The sequence below is a fragment of the Streptomyces sp. NPDC051136 genome, from assembly GCF_044455745.1.
GTDB lineage: Bacteria > Actinomycetota > Actinomycetes > Streptomycetales > Streptomycetaceae > Streptomyces.
The window spans coordinates 15,144-33,517 of sequence record NZ_JBITFE010000004.1 but is presented as its reverse complement, the minus strand read 5'-3'; the positions used below and the strand labels follow the sequence as shown (position 1 = coordinate 33,517).

Annotated in this window: 16 protein-coding genes and 1 pseudogene; 7 read left to right on the top strand and 10 right to left on the bottom strand. The window is 73.0% G+C overall.

Translation table 11 applies throughout. The features are described from left to right. Positions 1-13: 13 nt before the first annotated feature. Positions 14-841: a CDP-alcohol phosphatidyltransferase family protein gene (locus ACIBCJ_RS12740; protein WP_365978013.1), complete on the bottom strand. Its 828-nt coding sequence runs from the start codon at positions 839-841 to the stop codon at positions 14-16. A 109-nt stretch (positions 842-950) separates the two neighbouring features. Between ACIBCJ_RS12740 and ACIBCJ_RS12735 the strand changes: the two genes are divergently transcribed. From ACIBCJ_RS12735 to ACIBCJ_RS12715, 5 genes and pseudogenes are all read left to right on the top strand, one after another. Continuing rightward, positions 951-1,961 carry a zinc-binding alcohol dehydrogenase gene (locus ACIBCJ_RS12735; protein ID WP_365978012.1) on the top strand — a complete coding sequence of 337 codons (1,011 nt, stop codon included), beginning with the start codon at positions 951-953 and terminating at the stop codon, positions 1,959-1,961. A gap of 115 nt (positions 1,962-2,076) precedes the next feature. Next, complete coding sequence (locus ACIBCJ_RS12730; RefSeq protein ID WP_362094010.1) at positions 2,077-2,475, top strand: 6-carboxytetrahydropterin synthase; 399 nt, start codon at positions 2,077-2,079, stop codon at positions 2,473-2,475. Continuing rightward, entirely contained in the window at positions 2,448-3,821 is a 1,374-nt protein-coding gene (locus ACIBCJ_RS12725) for a glycosyltransferase family 4 protein (RefSeq protein ID WP_399282528.1), read from the top strand. Before ACIBCJ_RS12730 ends, ACIBCJ_RS12725 begins: the two co-directional genes overlap by 28 nt. Next, positions 3,818-4,939 carry a trans-aconitate methyltransferase gene (locus tag ACIBCJ_RS12720; protein ID WP_365978011.1) on the top strand — a complete coding sequence of 374 codons (1,122 nt, stop codon included), beginning with the start codon at positions 3,818-3,820 and terminating at the stop codon, positions 4,937-4,939. Before ACIBCJ_RS12725 ends, ACIBCJ_RS12720 begins: the two co-directional genes overlap by 4 nt. Next, positions 4,912-5,748, top strand: a pseudogene (locus ACIBCJ_RS12715) (lysylphosphatidylglycerol synthase transmembrane domain-containing protein); the annotation flags it as partial. The gene ACIBCJ_RS12720 and the pseudogene ACIBCJ_RS12715, both read left to right, overlap by 28 nt. A gap of 95 nt (positions 5,749-5,843) precedes the next feature. Here the strand turns inward: ACIBCJ_RS12715 and ACIBCJ_RS12710 are convergent. Beyond that, a complete protein-coding gene (locus tag ACIBCJ_RS12710) occupies positions 5,844-6,647 on the bottom strand; it encodes a creatininase family protein (protein ID WP_365978466.1) in 804 nt (267 codons plus the stop codon). Between the two features lie 76 nt (positions 6,648-6,723). Between ACIBCJ_RS12710 and ribA the strand changes: the two genes are divergently transcribed. Then, positions 6,724-7,386, top strand: coding sequence for a GTP cyclohydrolase II (gene ribA, locus ACIBCJ_RS12705; protein ID WP_365978010.1), 663 nt, complete (start codon positions 6,724-6,726; stop codon positions 7,384-7,386). A gap of 34 nt (positions 7,387-7,420) precedes the next feature. On the opposite strand, the gene ACIBCJ_RS12700 is transcribed toward ribA, so the two are convergent. Both ACIBCJ_RS12700 and ACIBCJ_RS12695 read right to left on the bottom strand, forming a co-directional pair. Beyond that, on the bottom strand, positions 7,421-8,650 hold the full coding sequence (locus tag ACIBCJ_RS12700; RefSeq protein ID WP_365978465.1) for a serine hydrolase domain-containing protein: 1,230 nt from the start codon (positions 8,648-8,650) through the stop codon (positions 7,421-7,423). A 125-nt stretch (positions 8,651-8,775) separates the two neighbouring features. Then, positions 8,776-9,666, bottom strand: a complete 891-nt coding sequence (locus tag ACIBCJ_RS12695; RefSeq protein WP_365978009.1) for an NAD(P)-dependent oxidoreductase — start codon at positions 9,664-9,666, stop codon at positions 8,776-8,778. Between the two features lie 176 nt (positions 9,667-9,842). Here ACIBCJ_RS12695 and ACIBCJ_RS12690 point away from each other — a divergent pair, with 176 nt between their 5' ends. Then, positions 9,843-10,436, top strand: a complete 594-nt coding sequence (locus ACIBCJ_RS12690) for a helix-turn-helix domain-containing protein (protein ID WP_365978008.1) — start codon at positions 9,843-9,845, stop codon at positions 10,434-10,436. Positions 10,437-10,452: 16 nt separating this feature from the next. On the opposite strand, the gene ACIBCJ_RS12685 is transcribed toward ACIBCJ_RS12690, so the two are convergent. Genes ACIBCJ_RS12685 through tal form a run of 6 tightly spaced genes read right to left on the bottom strand, consistent with a single transcriptional unit; the run spans position 10,453 to position 18,353 of the window. Then, positions 10,453-11,916: a membrane-associated oxidoreductase gene (locus tag ACIBCJ_RS12685; RefSeq protein WP_362504940.1), complete on the bottom strand. Its 1,464-nt coding sequence runs from the start codon at positions 11,914-11,916 to the stop codon at positions 10,453-10,455. Positions 11,917-11,972: 56 nt separating this feature from the next. Next, positions 11,973-12,854, bottom strand: coding sequence for a phosphogluconate dehydrogenase (NAD(+)-dependent, decarboxylating) (gnd, locus tag ACIBCJ_RS12680; protein ID WP_362094029.1), 882 nt, complete (start codon positions 12,852-12,854; stop codon positions 11,973-11,975). 1 nt (position 12,855) lies between these two features. Beyond that, on the bottom strand, positions 12,856-14,508 hold the full coding sequence (gene pgi / locus ACIBCJ_RS12675; RefSeq protein WP_365978007.1) for a glucose-6-phosphate isomerase: 1,653 nt from the start codon (positions 14,506-14,508) through the stop codon (positions 12,856-12,858). Further along, positions 14,501-15,436: a glucose-6-phosphate dehydrogenase assembly protein OpcA gene (opcA, locus tag ACIBCJ_RS12670; protein WP_365978006.1), complete on the bottom strand. Its 936-nt coding sequence runs from the start codon at positions 15,434-15,436 to the stop codon at positions 14,501-14,503. The genes pgi and opcA overlap by 8 nt, the downstream gene beginning before the upstream one ends. Beyond that, positions 15,433-17,211: a glucose-6-phosphate dehydrogenase gene (gene zwf / locus ACIBCJ_RS12665; protein WP_365978005.1), complete on the bottom strand. Its 1,779-nt coding sequence runs from the start codon at positions 17,209-17,211 to the stop codon at positions 15,433-15,435. The genes opcA and zwf overlap by 4 nt, the downstream gene beginning before the upstream one ends. Next, positions 17,208-18,353, bottom strand: coding sequence for a transaldolase (gene tal, locus ACIBCJ_RS12660; RefSeq protein WP_362094042.1), 1,146 nt, complete (start codon positions 18,351-18,353; stop codon positions 17,208-17,210). Before tal ends, zwf begins: the two co-directional genes overlap by 4 nt. Between the last annotated feature and the right edge of the window lie 21 nt (positions 18,354-18,374).

The window sequence follows — 18,374 nt, the reverse complement described above, 5'->3', positions numbered from 1 at the left end:
CGCGTGAGGCGGGTCACCGGTCCGCGAACTCCCGCACCACCCCGCCGGGAGCGGCAGGCACCCGCGACCGACGCCACAGCCACACCACGTCCCGCCCGAAGGACCACACCAGCAGGCCCAGCGCCAGGGCCACCACCGCCGCGTTCGCCACGTGCGGCAGCAGGTTCGCGCCCGCGAGGAGCAGCAGCACGCCCTGCAGCGCGGCCACGGTCTTGCGGGCCGTACTCGGTGGCAGAGGAACGGTCAGCCAGGGCCACACCCGGGCCGCCGCCACGAACACGTACCGCATGCCGCCGATCAGCAGCACCCACGGGCCCAGGTCCATCGCGACGTACACGCTGAGCACCAGGATGAGAAACGCGTCGACCTCCATGTCGAAGCGCGCGCCCAGCGGTGTGGAGGTGCCGGTGCGGCGGGCGACCTTGCCGTCCACGCCGTCCAGGATCAGGGCCACCGCCGTCAGACCGACGAGGAGGGAGACGGGCGGCGCGCTGCGGAAGGAGTCCGCGACCAGGGCGGTGACCCCGCCGACCAGGGTGGCCCGGCCGAGGGTGACCCGGTTGGCCGGGCCGAACGACGGCAGCCGGGAGCGGTGCAGGGCGCGGGAGAGGACCGCCCAGCTGGCGAAGGCGAACGCGAGGCCGGTCAGCCAGCCCGCCGTGCCCATGCCGATCGCGGTGCCGAGCAGCGCCAGGAGCACGAGCTGCACTCCGGCACCCGCCGCGGTCTCCTGCTGAACGGGCCTCGCGTCGTACGGGTCGCACGCATCGCGCGAGCCGTACGCATCGCGCGAGTCGTACGCGTACGCGGCGTACGTGTGGTTCGGGTTGTTCAGGGCCACCGAACGTCCTCCGGCCGTGTGACAGAGTCGATCAACGCCGCTACCTTGTGCGCGGCTTGTGCATCCCTCGGTACGTGAGTGGCTTCCCGATCGTTCAGGAGGACTTCCGATGACACGCAGGGCACGTGCGTTCTGGCTCGAAGCACCGGGCAGGGGCGCGTTGCGCGAGGTGGAACTGCCGGAGCCGGGCCCGGACGACGTGGTCGTGCGGACCCTCTTCAGCGGGGTGAGCCGGGGCACCGAGACCCTCGTCCTCGGCGGCCGGGTGCCGGAGAACCAGTACGCCGTCATGCGCGCGCCGTTCCAGGAAGGTGACTTCCCCGGGCCGGTGAAGTACGGGTACCTCAACGTCGGCGTGGTGGAGGAGGGACCGGAGCGTCTGGCCGGACGTACCGTCTTCTGCCTCTATCCGCACCAGACGCGCTACGTCGTCCCCGCCGCCGCCGTGACGCCGGTCCCGCCCTCGGTCCCCACGGGGCGGGCCGTGCTCGCCGGTACCGTCGAGACCGCCGTCAACGCACTCTGGGACGCCGCGCCGCTGGTCGGCGACCGGGTCACCGTGGTCGGCGGTGGCATGGTCGGCTGCTCGGTGGCCGCCCTGCTGGCCCGGTTCCCGGGCGTCCGCGTCGAGCTGGTCGACGCCGACCCGGCCCGCGCGAAGGTGGCCGAGGCGCTCGGCGTCGGGTTCGCATCCCCGGCCGGCGCCGCCGGCGAACGGGACCTCGTCGTGCACGCCAGCGCGACGGAGGCGGGCCTCTCCCGGTCACTGGAACTGCTGCGGCACGAAGGCACCGTCGTCGAACTGAGCTGGTACGGCGACCGGCGCGTCGCCCTGCCGCTCGGCGAGGCCTTCCACTCACGGCGCCTGACCCTGCGCGGCAGCCAGGTCGGCACCGTCTCCCCGGCCCGCGCCGCCACCCGCGGCTACGCCGACCGGCTCGCCCTCGCCCTCGAACTCCTCGCCGACCCCACCCTCGACGCCCTCGTCACCGGCGAGTCCGCGTTCGCCGAACTGCCCGAGGTGATGCCGCGGTTGGCCTCCGGCCAGCTCCCCGCACTGTGCCACCGGATCCGCTACGACGGGGAGGACGCCGGCGCAGGTCCCCGCGGCGCCGCCTGACCTCGCGGAAAGAGGCACGGCCCGCTGAACACGGGAGGGCATCGGGCCGTAATAGACGGCACCCCGCGCAGCGACAGGCGGGGGACCAGACGTGCCACACCTGGAGGGTCGCCCGTTGTTCAGCATCACCGTCCGCGATCACATCATGGTCGCCCACAGCTTCCGCGGCGACGTCTTCGGCCCCGCGCAGCGCCTGCACGGAGCGACGTTCCTGGTGGACGCCACCTTCCGGCGCGAGCAGCTGGACGAGGACAACATCGTCGTCGACATCGGCCTGGCCACCCGTGAACTGGGCGCGGTCGTCGCCGAGCTGAACTACCGCAACCTCGACAACGAACCCGACTTCGCCGGCGTCAACACCTCCACCGAGTTCCTGGCGAAGGTCGTCGCCGACCGGCTCGCCGAGCGCGTGCACAAGGGGGCGCTGGGGGAGGGAGCCAAGGGGCTGGCCGGGCTCACCGTCACGCTGCACGAGTCGCACGTCGCCTGGGCGAGTTACGAGCGTGCGCTGTGACCGGGACGTCCGTGGACGCGACGACCGGCCCGGCCGCCGCCGGTCGGACCCGGCTCACCTACGTTCCCGCCCAGGCGTCCGCGGCCGACGCGTCCGCGATCCAGGCGCCCGCGCCCGTGGATCCTGCGACCTCGGTGTCCGTGCCCTTGGATCCCGCGACCCAGACGTCCGCGACCTCGGTGTCCGCGACCCCGGTGTCCGCGACCCGGCCGTCCGGGCCGGTCACGAGGAACGGTGGAACCGTCCCCATGTCCCTGCGCTCCGTGCACTTCGTCATGCCGGGCGGCGTCGACGACCCGGCCGCGCCCAGCGGCGGCAACGCCTACGACCGCCGCGTCCGGCTCGACCTGCCCGGCTTCGGCTGGCGGGTGCGGGGCCTGCCGGTGCCCGGCGACTGGCCCCGGCCGGACGACACCGCCCGCGCCGAACTCGCCCGCGTCCTGCGGCGGTTGCCGGACGACGCCGTCGTCCTCCTCGACGGCCTGGTCGCCTGCGGGGTGCCGGAGATCGTCGTCCCGGAGTCCGAACGGCTGCGCATGGCCGTCCTCGTCCACCTCCCGCTGGGCGACGAGACCGGCCTCGACCCCGCCCTAGCCGCCGAACTGGATTCCCGTGAACGCGCGGTCCTGCGCGCCGTCCCGGCCGTCGTCGCCACCAGCGACTGGGCGGTGCGCCGCCTCGTCTCCCACCACGGACTCGACCCGGGCCGGGTCCACGTCGCCGCCCCCGGCGCCGACATCGCCCCCCTGGCACCGGGCACCGACGGCGTCTCCCGGTTGGTGTGCGTCGCCGCCGTCACCCCCCGCAAGGGCCAGCACCGGCTGGTGGAGGCCCTGGCGGCGGTGGCCGACCTGCCGTGGAGCTGCGTGTGCGTCGGCGGACTCGGACAGGACCCCGAGTACGTCGGCCGGTTGCGGGCGCTGATCGCGCGGCACGGTCTGGAGGAGCGGCTGGTGCTCACCGGCCCGCGGGCCGGCGCCGAACTGGACGCCACCTACGCCACCGCCGACCTGATGGTCCTCACCTCCTACGCCGAGACGTACGGCATGGCGGTGACCGAGGCCCTCGCGCGCGGGATCCCCGTGCTGGCGACCGACGTCGGCGGCCTGCCGGAGGCGGTGGGACGCGCCCCCGACGGTGGGGTGCCCGGCATCCTCGTGCCGCCGGAGGACCCCGTCGCGCTCGCCGCGGAGCTGCGCGGCTGGTTCGGCGAGGCCGACGTACGCCGCCGGCTGAAGGCCGCCGCCCGGGGCCGCCGCGCCGCCCTGCACGGCTGGGCGAGCACGGCCCAGCGCCTGGCCGGTGTGCTGCACCGGCTGCCGGACGCACCGAGGAGGGCGGCATGAGCACGAGGAAGCCCGCCGTGCCCGCCGCGCGTGTCATCCCGGCGCAACCGGGCCCCCAGGACGCGCCCCAAGCCACCGGAGCCGCCGGAGTCACCAGAGCCGCCGGAACCGCCGGAACCGCCGAAGTCACCAGAGCCGCCGGAACCGCCGGAACCGCCGAAGTCACCGAAGCCACCGATGCCGTGACCGCGGTCGTCCCCGGCGCGGGTCCGGCGGGACGACGACCCGCCCCGGAGCGGGACACCGTCCGTCTCCGAGGCGCGACGGCACCGGACGACGCCGACGGCCCCGCGCGCTACGCCCCCGAATGGCTGCGCCTGCGCGAGAGCGCCGACGCCGCCGCGCGGGCGCACGACCTGCTCGACCCGTTGCGGATCAGGCTCAGCGACCTGCCCCGGCGGGCCGGCGGGCTCGTGGTGCACGACGTGGGCTGCGGCACCGGGTCGATGGGACGCTGGCTCGCCCCGCTGCTCGACGGTCCACAGCACTGGGTGCTGCACGACCGGGACCCCTACCTCCTGCACTTCGCCGCCGCCGGCGCCCCGCGCACCGCCGCCGACGGCGGCCGCGTCACCGTCGAGACGCGGCGCGGGGACCTCGCCCGCCTCACCCCGGACGCCCTGGCCGGTGCCGCGCTGGTGACCGCGTCCGCGCTGCTGGACGTCCTGACCCCCGAGGAGGCCGGCCGGCTCGCCGCCGCCTGCGCCGCGGCCGGCTGCCCGGCGCTGCTGAGCCTCTCCGTCGCCGGGCGCGTGGACCTGACCCCCGCCCACCCCCTGGACGCCGAGATCACCGAGGCGTTCAACGACCACCAGCGGCGTACCGGCATGCTCGGTCCGGACGCGGTCGACGTGGCGGCCGAGGCGTTCGCCGGGCACGGCGCCACCGTCCTGGCGCATCCCAGCCCCTGGCGGCTCGGGCCGGACGAGGCGGCACTCACCGCCCAGTGGCTGCGGGGCTGGGTCGGTGCGGCCGTCGAACAGCGCCCGGAACTGCGCGCGCGGGCCGCCCGGTACCTGGAGGAGCGCCTCGCGGCCTGCACGGCCGGGGAGTTGCGCGTGGTCGTCCACCACACCGACCTGCTGGCCCTGTGCCGGCCGACGGGCGGAGCCTCGTGAGCGCCCTGCGCACCCACCTGGGCACCGCCGTCGGCACCGCCGTCCTCGGCGTGCTCGTATGGCGGCTGGGGACCGGCGCCCTCCTGGACGGCCTGCACCGGATCGACGCGGCCACCGTGCTGACGGCGCTGGGGATCGGGCTGGTCACCACGGTGTTCAGCGCCTGGCGCTGGGCCCTGGTGGCCCGGGGGCTGCGCATCCGCCTGCCGCTCGGACCGGCCGTCGCCGACTACTACCGCGCCCTGTTCCTCAACGCCGCGCTCCCCGGCGGCGTCCTCGGCGACGTGCACCGCGCGGTGCGGCACGGGCACAGCGCGGGGGACCTCGGGCGCGGTGTGCGGGCCGTCGTCCTCGAACGGGTCGCCGGGCAGGCCGTGTTGACCGGCGCCGGGGCCGCCGTACTGCTCGCGATGCCGTCCCCGGTGCGGGCCGAGGTCCGCTACCTCGTCCCCCTCGTGGTCCTGGCCCTGCTCGGCGCGCTCGCCGTCGTCCTCGCCCTGCGCATGAACCGGGCGCCCGCCCGCCGGGGGAGGGCCCTGCGGTCGGCGCTCGCCGAGGCCCGGGAGGGGCTGCTGTCCCGGCGGAACCTGCCGGGCGTCGCGGGCTCCTCCGCCGTCGTGCTCGCCGGACACCTCACGATGTTCGTGCTCGCCGCCCGGGTGGCCGGCAGCGGCGCGTCCGTCGCCGTGCTCCTGCCGCTCGCGGTGCTGGCCCTGCTCGCCATGGGGCTGCCGCTGAACGTCGGCGGCTGGGGCCCCCGGGAGGGCGTCACCGCCTGGGCGTTCGGCGCGGCGGGGCTCGGCGCGGGCACCGGACTCGGCGTCGCGGTGGTGTACGGCGTGCTCAGCCTGGTGGCGAGCCTGCCCGGCGCCGTCGCCCTCGTCGCCCGCCGCCGCACCGTGCGCTACGCGCGCCCGTCGGCCGAGCCGGAGCCGGCACCGTCGCGGGCGGCGTCCGGAACAGCGGCACGCGTCACCGGCGTATCCGCCGTCAGCAGTCCGAAATACGCTCCGAAGGAATCCGCGAGGCTCGCCAGCAGTTCCTTCCCCTTTTCCGCCGATCCCAGTGAAGGCCGCCCGATGACACCGGAATCGGTATAGGCGGACATACCGAGGGAGAGCAGATGACGTCGGTCGTCCGCGACGAAATCGGCGGCCTCATGACCGGGCCGGACCAATTCGGGGTGCGTGTGCAGCAGAATGGAGGTCTCGATTTCCCCCGCGTGCATGTCGGTGAGCAGCGAGGTGACCACCCCCGCCCGCAGGCGCGCCGTCTCCCAGTCCTCGGCGGCCGGGAACAGCGCCATCCGCTCACCGCGTGCCGAGGACTCCTGGACGACGTTGCCCAGGACGTAGTTGCCGCCGTGCCCGTTGACCACGACCAGGGCCTCGACGCCCGAACGGCGCAGGGACTCCGCTATGTCCCGCACCACCGCGTACAGGGTCACGGCGGAGATGCTGACGGTGCCGGGCCAGTCGGCGTGCTCGTGCGAGCAGCCGATCGTCACCGGTGGCAGCAGGTGCACCGGGTAGGCCGCGCCGATCTCCCGGGCGACGGCGCACGCGACGAGCGTGTCGGTCGCCAGCGGCAGGTGCGGACCGTGCTGTTCGTAACTGCCGACCGGCAGCACCGCTATCTGTCGCGGCACTCCGGAGCCCCGTTCGCGCACGTCCGCGCTCGTGTCCGCCGGCACCAGTGAAACGTCCATCTCCGCACGGCCTTTCGTTTTCGTTGGGCAATCTGTTGAGCAATCCCTGAGCACTCTGTTGAGGAACGCGAGAATCATGACAGAAAAAATCGGTGTACTCGGCAAGAAGGCCGCGCAGCGCACGGATGTGGAGCGGATCGTGGTGACACCGCTGCCCACCGTGTACGGGAAATTCCGGGCGTACGGCTATCTCGACCACGAACGCGGCGACGAACAGGTGGCCCTCGTGCACGGCGACCTGGGCGCCGAAGACGTGCTCACCCGGCTCCACTCCGAGTGCCTCACCGGCGACGCCTTCGGCTCCCAGCACTGCGAGTGCGGCGCCCAACTCGCCACCGCGCTCCGGCAGGTGGCCGACGCGGGCAGTGGCGTCGTGGTCTATCTGCGCGGTCACGAGGGGCGCGGCATCGGGCTGCTCGCCAAGCTGCGGGCGATGGCGCTTCAGGCGGAAGGGCTGGACACGGTGGAGGCCAACCTCGCCCTCGGCCTGCCGGTGGACGCCCGCGACTACGGCGTCGCCGCCCGCATCCTCGACGACCTCGGGGTGCGGTCCGTGCGGCTGATGTCCAACAACCCGCGCAAGCGGGAGGCGTTGGTGCGGCACGGCATCCGGGTCGCCGAGCAGGTGCCGCTGCTGATACCGCCGTGCGCGTCCAACATCACCTATCTGCGGACCAAGCGGGAGCGCCTGGACCACCACCTGCCCCACCTGGACGCCATGGCGCACGTACCGTCGTGACGCGCCGTGACGGCCCGGTGCGTGCCGCCCCGGATCAGTCCGCGACGGCCTCGTGCACCAGCCGCTTCAGCTCGGGATACACGTCGTGCGAGGACCTCGGCCGCACCTGGGTCATGAACTGCACCGTCAGATCACGGCCCGGGTCGACCCAGAAGGTGGTCGTCGCCACTCCGCTCCAGCCGTACGTGCCGAGCCCCGAGGGCGACTGGGTACGGCTCGGGTCGGTCACCACGGAGACGCCGAGGCCGAAGCCGACGCCGTCGTTGCCCGGGCGGTCGTGCGCCGGACGGCTGCCCAGGGCGCGGAGGTCGGCGCCGCCGGGGAGGTGGTTGCGGGTCATGAGGTCCACCGTCTGCGGGGCGAGCAGCCGGACGCCGTCCAGGGTGCCGCGGCGGCGCAGCAGTTCCGCGAAGCGGTGCACGTCGTACGCGGACGAGACCAGGCCGCCGCTGCCCGACAGGAAGCGCGGCCGGCCCCGCAGCGGCAGCCCGGGGACGGGTGCGATGCCGCCGTCCTCCGTCTCCCCGTACAGCTCGGCCAGCCGGTCCGCCTGCGCGTCGGTGACGTGGAAGCCGGTGTCGGTCATACCGAGCGGCCCGAAGATCCGCTCGGCGCAGAACACGTCGAGCGGCTGCCCCGCCACCACCTCGACGAGCCGCCCCAGCACATTGCTGGCCACCGAGTAGTTCCACTCGGTGCCCGGCTCGAACTGAAGGGGCAGGCGCGCGTACAGGTCCACGGTCTCGGCCAGGTCCGCGCCCGGCCGCACCGACGACTCCACACCGGCCGCCCGGTACAGCGCGTCGACCGGGTGTGAGTGGTAGAAGCCGAACGTCAGACCCGCGGTGTGGGTCATCAGGTGGCGGATGCGGACCGGTCCGGCGGCGGGCCGGGTGACGACGTCCTCGCCGGTCCCTGAGACGTACACCCGCGGCTCCGCGAAGGCCGGCAGGTACCGGTCCACGGGGTCCTCCAGCGACAGCCGGCCCTCCTCCAGCAGAAGCAGCACGGCCACGGACGTGACCGGCTTGGTCATGGAGTAGATCCGCCAGAGCGTGTCGGCGGTCACCGGCAGGCCGGCCGCGACGTCCCGTTGCCCGTGGACGGTCAGATGGGCGACCCGGCCGCCGCGTGCGACGGAGACCAGGAAACCGGGCAGCCGGCCCTCGTCCACCTGCCGGGCGAAGTGCAGGTCGAGCCGGTCCAGCGCCTCGGGATCAAGCCCGGCCGCCCGCGCGTCGGCCTCCTGCCGCAGGAGTGGCATCGCCATCGCTCTCCTTGATCGTTCGTCGGACGGGTCCGGCATACCCCCGGCAGACCCCCTCGAACACACCGGGCCCCTCGGAACTCACCGGACCGGACCCCGTCGAACTCACCGGATCCCTCGTCTCACGGCAGGCGGCCGAGTCCCGCGGTGCGCGCCTCCAGAGCGCGGAGCACCGCCACCATGTCCTCGTCGCCGTGCCCCAGCGACACCGTCTCCTCGAAGAGGGCCCGGGCGGCGTCGAGCAGGGGCGAGGCGAGTCCTGCGGCGCGGGCCGCCTCGGCGATCAGGCGATTGTTCTTCAGCACGTCCGACGCCGCCGCCTGTGCCGTGAAGTCGCCGGTCAGCAGCTTGGGCGCCTTCATGCGGGAGACGGCACTGGCCATCGGGCCCGCGTCCAGGACGTCGAGGAACCGCCGGCGGTCGAGCCCGTGGCGCTCGGCGAAGTGGAACGCCTCGCTCAGGCCGGTCACCAAAGTGATCAGGAAGAGGTTCACGGACAGCTTGGTCAGCAGCGCGTTCGGTACCGCGCCGCACACGAACGTCTCCCGGCACAGGGGGTCCAGCACCGGACGGACCCCGGCCACCGCGCTCTCCTCGCCGGCCAGCATCCCCACCAGACCGCCCGTCTCCGCCGGGACCCGCGAACCGGACACGGGGGCTTCCACGTACCGCCCGCCCGCCGCCCGGATGTCGGCCTCCAGGCCGTGCGAGTACTCGGGCGAGGTGGTGCCCATGTGGACCACCGTGTGTCCGGCGACCCGGGCGGCGAACTCCGGGGTGCCGCGGGCCAGCACGGCGTCGACCGCCGGGCCGTCGGCCAGCATGAGGACCACCGGGTCCGCCCGGCCGAAGACCTCGGACGGGTCGCCCCCCACCTCCGCACCGGCGGCGCGCAGGGGAGCGGCGCGGGCGGAGGTGCGGTTGAACACCACGAGAGGGGTGCCCGCGCGGGCCAGGCGCAGTGCCATCGGCTGACCCATGATGCCGAGACCGATGAAGCCGACGAGCCGCATGGCGCACCGTCCGTCCGGGTGACGCGCGGCCGTGGGCGGGACGCGCCGGGAGTGGGGTTATGACGGTTGTCATAGTAGCCCGCGTCATGACGGCTGTCATAGAGTCGGTGGGCGGAGTCGGTGGGCAGCCGCGGCAGAAGGCGGTCCGGCAGCGACGGCAGGGTGAGGGAGCGGTCATGGCAGCGTCCGGACGGGGGCCGCGCGAGCGGATGGTCTTCAGCGCCGCCCAGCTCATCCGCCGGGACGGCGTCGACGCCACCGGCATGCGGGACGTCGCCGCCCACGCCGGGGCTCCCCGGGGCTCGCTCCAGCACTACTTCCCGGGCGGCAAGGAACAGCTCGTCGCCGAGGCCCTCCAGTGGGCGGGGCGGTACGCCGCCAAGAGGGTCGCGCGGTTCCTGCACGGCATGGAACGTCCGACGCCCGGCGGGCTGTTCGCCGCGATGGTCGGGCAGTGGACCGACGAGTACGCGGAGGCGGGCTTCGCCGCGGGCTGTCCCGTGGCGGCGGCGACGGTCGACTGCGCCGACAGCTGCGAGACGGCCCGGAAGGCGGCCGCCGACGCCTTCGCCGCCTGGAGCCGGCCGGTCGCGGAGGCACTCACCGGCATGGGCGTGCCCGAGGAGAGGTCCGTACCGCTGGCCACCTTGATGATCAGCTCCCTCGAGGGAGCGATCCTCGTCGCCCGGGCCGAACGCGACGTACGGGCCCTGACGACCGTCGCCCGGGAACTCGGCCCGCTCCTGGACGCGGCCGCCGTCCGGGCCTGATCCGCGCGGCGCCGGCTCACTGGCGGCTGACCGTGCGGGTCAGGCCGGTGATCACCGTCGTGGCCAGGATCCAGCCCGTGACGATCAGAACGTAGGACAGGGTCTGGTAACAGCCCCGGGGCGAGAACGCGTTCTCCTGGCCGAAGGAGATCACCGGCAGCAGCAGGTCGAGGGTGTAGAAGACCGGGTCGAAACCGGGGGCTTCCGCCGGCTTGAGCGCCGGCGGGTGGTGCAGGCCGTACGCGACCGAGCCGGCCGCCAGGAGCGACAGCAGCCAGCCGCCCGCGCGCAGTGGGCGGAAGCCGTACCCGACCGTGACGTCCTGCAGGTGGCCCCACAGCCGGCCGTACCAGGGCAGGGTGCGCCGGCGCCGGCGCTGCTTGGCGAGCTGCACCAGCCGGGCCGCGTCGTCGTCACCGATCCGCCGGTAGGCGGCGGTCAACTGCTCGTAGGTGAAGGGGAGGTAGCCGTCCCCCTTCTCCAGCATCGGCAGCCGCCGCCCGGCGGGCTCGTGCGGCACGAGCGAGGTGTAGGCGAGGTCGTTGAGCTGGACCCGGGCCGGCACCACCTCCGGCTGGAGGAACAGCACGTCGATCTGGGTGCGGCGCAGATTGAGCGCCCCCTGCACCACCGGGCCCTCCCGCAGCCACAGCTCGCCGATCACGCAACTGCTGGCCCGCAGCGCGGTGTCCCCGGGGTTGACCAGCCGGGCGTGCGAGAGGTCCAGCCGGCCGGGTATCCGCGCGCCGCGCAGCTCCAGACGGCCCCTGACCTCCGCGCGCCGCAGCACCACGTCGGCCTCGGCGGCCAGCGTCTCGGCGTGCAGCGCGGTGCCGCCCGGCCGGTCCAGCACCGCGTCGCTGAGATTGACGGTGCCGGCCACCCGGGCGCCGGTCAGCCGGACCTCGCCGCCCGCGCGCAGCCCCGGGGCCCACAGGTCGGCGCCCAGCACCGCCTGGTTCAGCTGGAGCAGCGGCCCCTCGGTGTCCGGCGGCGCCTCGATGTGCGCGCCCTCCAGGTACACGCTGCCGGTGACCTCGGCCCCCGCCAGCCGTACCGTCCCGCCGAACCGGGCTCGGGTCAGCCGCAGCACGCCCTCCACCCGGACCGCGTGCGAGACCAACCCGGGCAGTACGGACTCGCTCAGGTTCAGCTCACGCAGCCGGGCCCCGTAGAACCTGGGCGCCTCGTCGAAGTGGCAGTGCCGCAGCCGTACGGGGTGGTCGACCGTCGCGTACTGCAGGTCCAGCCGTCCGGTGACGCGGGCCCCGGCCAGGGCGAGCGAGGCCACCTCGTCGTCCTCCCGGGGGCCGTTCAGGAGCAGGGTCCGCAGCACCCGCGCGCGCACGGTGCGTTCGGGTCCCCAGGTGCCGCCATGGCCGGCGTCCTCGTCGTCCGCGGTCCGGAAGTCCACGGCGGTGCCCGAGGCGAACGCCCGCCAGACGCGCGTCTCGGCCGGTGTCAGGTCGTTGATCTCCATCAGTGGGGGACTCTGACCCGAACCGGCCGATCACGTCAACGCGCTTTCGAGACCGCCTACTTCTTGGCGGATTCGACCGCGTGACCGCCGAACTGGTTGCGCAGCGCGGCGATCATCTTCATCTGCGGCGAGTCGTCCTGGCGCGACGCGAACCGCGCGAAGAGGGAGGCCGTGATCGCGGGCAGCGGCACCGCGTTGTCGATGGCCGCCTCCACCGTCCAGCGGCCCTCGCCGGAGTCCTCGGCGTATCCGCGCAGCTTGTCCAGGTGGTGGTCCTCGTCCAGGGCGTTGACCGCCAGGTCGAGCAGCCAGGAGCGGATCACGGTGCCCTCCTGCCAGGAGCGGAAGACCTCGCGGACGTTGTCCACGGAGTCGACCTTCTCCAGCAGCTCCCAGCCCTCGGCGTAGGCCTGCATCATCGCGTACTCGATGCCGTTGTGGACCATCTTGGAGAAGTGCCCGGCGCCGACCTTGCCCGCGTGGACGTAGCCGTACGGGCCGTCGGGCTTGAGGGCGTCGAAGATCGGCTTGAGGTCGTCGACGTGCTCCTTCTCGCCGCCGACCATCAGCGCGTAGCCGTTCTTCAGGCCCCACACGCCGCCCGAGACGCCGGCGTCGACGAAGTTGATGCCGCGCTTGCCCAGTTCCTCGGCGTGCTTCTCGTCGTCCGTCCAACGGGAGTTGCCGCCGTCGATGACGGTGTCGCCGGGCTTGAGCAGCGTCGCCAGCTGGTCGATGACGTGCTGGGTGGCGGCGCCGGCCGGGACCATGACCCAGACCGCGCGCGGCCGCTCCAGCCGGTCGACCAGCTCGACCAGGCTGTCGACGTCGGCCCGCTCGGGATTGGTGTCGTAACCGACGACGGTGTGGCCGGCGTTGCGCAGGCGCTCGCGCATGTTGCCGCCCATCTTGCCGAGACCAACGAGACCGATCTGCATGTCAGTGCACTTCCTTCAGTTCACGGTAGGCGGCCACCAGCGCGGCCGTGGACGGATCGAGGCCGGGCACGTCTGCGCCCTCGGTGAGGGCCGGTTCGACGCGCTTGGCGAGCACCTTGCCGAGCTCGACGCCCCACTGGTCGAAGGAGTCGATGTTCCAGACCGCGCCCTGGACGAACACCTTGTGCTCGTACAGCGCGATCAGCTGGCCGAGGACGGAGGGGGTCAGCTCGGCGGCGAGGATCGTCGTGGTGGGGTGGTTGCCGCGGAACGTCTTGTGCGGGACCAGGTCCTCCGGCACTCCCTCGGCGCGTACCTCGTCGGGGGTCTTGCCGAAGGCGAGGGCCTGGGTCTGGGCGAAGAAGTTGGCCATCAGCAGGTCGTGCTGGGCCTTCAGCCCGTCGCTCAGCTCGGCCACGGGCCGGGCGAAACCGATGAAGTCCGCCGGGATCAGCTTGGTGCCCTGGTGGATCAGCTGGTAGTAGGCGTGCTGCCCGTTGGTGCCCGGCGTGCCCCAGACCACCGGGCCGGTCTGCCACTGCACCGGGTTGCCGTCGCGGTCGACGGACTTGCCGTTGGACTCCATGTCCAGCTGCTGGAGGTAGGCGGTGAACTTCGACAGGTAGTGCGAGTACGGCAGCACCGCGTGCGACTGCGCACCCAGGAAGTCGCCGTACCAGATACCCAGCAGGCCGAGGATCAGCGGGGCGTTGACGGGGGCCTCGGCGTTGCGGAAGTGCTCGTCGACGATGCGGAAGCCGTCGAGCATCTCCCGGAAGCGGTCCGGGCCGATGGCGATCATCAGGGACAGGCCGATGGCCGAGTCGAAGGAGTAGCGCCCGCCGACCCAGTCCCAGAACTCGAACATGTTCGCCGTGTCGATGCCGAATGCGGAGACCTTCTCGGCGTTGGTCGACAGCGCCACGAAGTGCTTGGCCACCGCCTTCTCGTCGCCTCCCAGACCGTCGAGCAGCCACGAGCGCGCCGAGGTGGCGTTGGTGATCGTCTCGATGGTGGTGAAGGTCTTGGAGGCGATGACGAACAGCGTCTCGGCCGGGTCCAGGTCGCGGACCGCCTCGTGCAGGTCGGCGCCGTCCACGTTGGAGACGAAGCGGAGGGTGAGCGAGCGGTCGGTGAACGCGCGCAGCGCCTCGTAGGCCATCGCCGGGCCCAGGTCGGAGCCGCCGATACCGATGTTGACGACGTTCTTGATGCGCCTGCCGGTGTGGCCGGTCCACTCGCCGCCGCGGACCCGGTCGGCGAAGCCGGCCATCTTGTCCAGGACGGCGTGCACCTTGGGGACGACGTTCTCCCCGTCGACCTCGACCACCGCGTCCCGGGGAGCGCGCAGCGCGGTGTGCAGCACCGCCCGGTCCTCGGTGATGTTGATCCGCTCACCGCGGAACATCGCGTCCCGCAGCCCGAACACACCGGTCGCGGCGGCCAGCTCCTGGAGCAGGGCCAGCGTCTCGTCGGTGACGAGGTTCTTCGAGTAGTCGATGCGCAGGTCGCCGACGCGCACGACGTACCGTTCCGCCCGCCCGGGGTCCTGGGCGAACAGCTCGCGCAGGTCCGGGTGGGGCAGCGTCCCCTTGCTGTGGTCCGCGAGCGCGGTCCACTCCGGGCGCTGGTCGAGCTTGGGGGTGTCAGACATGAACAGGGTTCTCCTTGCCGGCCTCGCCGCGCAGCGCGACGGCGTACATCTCGTCCGCGTCGAGGCGCCTGAGCTCCTCGGCGATGAGTTCGGAGGTGGCGCGCACCTTCAGCGCGAGGGAGCGCGGGGGCTGCCCGGGCAGGGTCATCGTCGCGAGCGGTCCCTCGGGACGGTCGATGACGATCTCGCCGTTCGCCGTGCCGAGGCGGACGGCGGTGACGACCGGCCCGTCGGTGATCACCCGCTGCACCCGGACGGCCAGCCGGGCCTCCAGCCAGCGGGCCAGCAGCTCGGCGGCCGGGTTGTCCGCCTCGGCCTCCACGACCGCCGAGGTGACCGGCACCCGGGCCTGGTCGAGGGCCGCGGCCAGCATGGAACGCCACAGCGTCAGCCGGGTCCAGGCGAGGTCGGTGTCACCGGGCGCGTAGGCGCGGACCCGGCGCTCGAGGACCTCCATGGGCCGCTCGACCGAGTAGAGGTCGGTGATCCGGCGCTGGGCCAGGGCGCCCAGGGGGTCCTTCGCGGGGTTGTCCGGCGCCTCCACCGGCCACCACACGACGACCGGCGCGTCCGGCAGCAGCAGCGGCAGCACCACCGAGTCGGCGTGCTCGGACACCTCCCCGTACATGCGCAGGACGACGGTCTCGCCGGTGCCGGCCTCCGAGCCGACCCGGACCTCGGCGTCGAGGTGCGAGCGGGTGCGGTCGCGCAGGTTGCGGGGGTGGCGCTTGATGACGACCAGGGTGCGCGAGGGGTGCTCGTGCGAGGCCTCCTCGGCCGCCTTGATCGCGTCGTAGGCGTTCTCCTCGTCCGTGACGATGACCAGCGTGAGCACCATGCCCACGGCCGGGGTGCCGATGGCCCGGCGGCCCTGCACCAGCGCCTTGTTGATCTTGCTTGCCGTGGTGTCGGTCAGGTCGATCCTCATGGCCTGCGCCAGCTCCGTCCGTCTCGTGCGAGCATCTCGTCCGCTTCCCGGGGGCCCCAGCCGCCCGACGCGTACTGCGCGGGCTTGTCGTGCGAGGCCCAGTACTCCTCGATCGGGTCGAGGATCCGCCAGGACTCTTCCACTTCCTGGTGGCGCGGGAAGAGGTTGGCGTCACCCAGAAGGACGTCCAGGATCAGCCGTTCGTACGCCTCCGGGCTGGACTCCGTGAACGACTCGCCGTAGGCGAAGTCCATGGACACGTCCCGGATCTCCATCGACGTGCCCGGCACCTTGGAACCGAACCGCACCGTCATGCCCTCGTCGGGCTGGACGCGGATGACGATCGCGTTCTCGCCCAGCTCCTCCGTCGCGGTGGAGTCGAAGGGGGAGTGCGGGGCCCGCTGGAAGACCACCGCGATCTCGGTGACCCGACGGCCCAGGCGCTTGCCGGTGCGCAGGTAGAACGGGACGCCGGCCCAGCGGCGGTTGTCGATGCCCAGCTTGATGGCCGCGTAGGTGTCGGTCGTGGAGGCCGGGTCGATGCCCTCCTCCTCCAGGTATCCGGGCACCTGCGCGCCGCCCTGCCAGCCGCCCGCGTACTGTCCGCGCACGGTGTGCTCGCCCAGCTCCTCCGGCAGCCGCACGGCCCGCAGCACCTTCAGCTTCTCGGTGAGCAGCGACGGCGCGTCGAACGAGGCGGGCTCCTCCATCGCGGTCAGGGCCATCAGCTGGAGCAGGTGGTTCTGGATGACGTCGCGCGCCGCGCCGATGCCGTCGTAGTAGCCGGCCCGGCCGCCGATGCCGATGTCCTCGGCCATGGTGATCTGCACGTGGTCCACGTAGGACCGGTTCCAGATCGGCTCGTACATCTGGTTGGCGAAGCGCAGCGCCAGGATGTTCTGCACCGTCTCCTTGCCCAGGTAGTGGTCGATCCGGAAGACCTGCTCCGGGTCGAACACCTCGTGGACCAGGGCGTTCAGGTCGCGGGCGCTGTCCAGGTCGTGTCCGAACGGCTTCTCGATCACCGCCCGCCGCCAGGAGCCGTCCGGCGCGTCGGTCAGCCCGTGCTTCTTGAGCTGCTGCACGACCTTCGGGAAGAACTTCGGCGGCACGGAGAGGTAGAAGGCGTAGTTGCCGCTGGTGCCGCGGGAGGAGTCCAGCTCCTCCACGGCCTTGCGCAGCTCCTCGAACGCGTTGTCGTCGTCGAAGTCGCCCGGGATGAACCGCATGCCCTCGGAGAGCTGCTGCCAGACCTCCTCGCGGAACGGCGTGCGCGCGTGCTCCTTGACCGCGTCGTGCACCACCTGGGCGAAGTCCTGGTCCGCCCAGTCCCGGCGGGCGAAGCCGACCAGCGAGAAGCCCGGCGGCAGCAGGCCGCGGTTGGCCAGGTCGTACACGGCCGGCATCAGCTTGCGGCGGGACAGGTCACCGGTGACGCCGAAGATGACCAGCCCGGAGGGGCCCGCGATCCGGGGCAGGCGGCGGTCCTGGGGATCGCGCAGCGGGTTGCTCCAGTCGAGCGGTGCCACCGGCTCGACGCCCTTCCCGTCGGTGCCCTTGCCCTTCGCTCCCTTGGCGGCGCGGGCCGTCCCGGTCTTCTTCGCGCTCCGGGCGGCCTTCGCCGGCCCGGCCGCCTTCGCCGCTCCCGCGGCGCGGGACCGCTCGGCCTCCTCGGTCTGCGGCGGTCCCGCCGCCTCCTGGGCCGTCCGGGCTTCCTTGGCTTCCTTCGTCGCCTTGGTCTCCTGGACCGCCGTAGCGGGAAGCTCCTCGCTCATTCCCCGTCAACTCCCTTGCTGTCGAGGGACTTCGTCACGGCGGCGAGCAGGTCGTCCCAGGCCGCCTCGAACTTCGCCACGCCCTCTCGCTCCAACTGCTCCACCACCTCGTCGTACGGCACGCCGAGCCGCTCCACGGCCGCGAGGTCCGCCCGGGCCTGCGCGTACCCGCCGGTGACCGTGTCACCCCGGACGTCGCCGTGATCGGCGGTGGCGTCCAGGGTGGCCTCCGGCATCGTGTTCACGGTGCCGGGAGCGACCAGCTCCTCCACGTACAGGGTGTCCCGGAATGCCGGGTCCTTCACCCCGGTGGAGGCCCACAGGGGGCGCTGGGGGTTGGCACGCGCACCCGCGAGGGCGGTGAAGCGGTCGCCCGCGAAGACCTGCTCGTACGCCTCGTAGGCCAGGCGCGCGTTGGCCAGCGCAGCCTTTCCGCGCAGCGCGAGCGCCTCGTCCGTGCCCAGCAGCGTCAGGCGCTTGTCGATCTCGCTGTCGACGCGGGAGACGAAGAAGGACGCGACCGAGTGGATGCCGGACAGGTCGGTGCCGGCCGCCCGGGCCTTCTCCAGTCCGGCGAGGTAGGCGTCCATGACCTCGCGGTAGCGCTCCAGGGAGAAGATCAGGGTGACGTTGACGCTGATGCCGGCGCCGACGACCTCGGTGATCGCCGGGAGACCGGCCTCGGTCGCCGGGATCTTGATCATCACGTTGGGGCGGTCGACCAGCCAGGCCAGCTGACGGGCCTCGGCGACGGTGGCCCGGGTGTCGTGGGCGAGGCGGGGGTCGACCTCGATGGAGACCCGGCCGTCCCGCCCGCCGGTCGCGTCGTACACCTCGCGCAGCACGTCGGCGGCGGCGCGGACGTCGGCGGTGGTCATCATGCGGACCGCCTCGTCGACGGTGACGGCCCGGGTGGCGAGGTCGGCGAGCTGCTCCTCGTAGCCCTCTCCGGAGCCTATGGCGGCCTGGAAGATCGACGGGTTGGTGGTGACGCCGACGACGTTCTTCGTCCTGATCAGCTCGGCGAGGTTGCCGGACTCGATCCGCCGCCGCGACAGGTCGTCCAGCCAGACGGACACGCCCTGGTCGGCCAGGCGCTTCAGCGCTCCCGCTGTCGCGGTTGCTTCGGTCACAGTGATCATCTTCTCTTTCTGCTTCGCAGG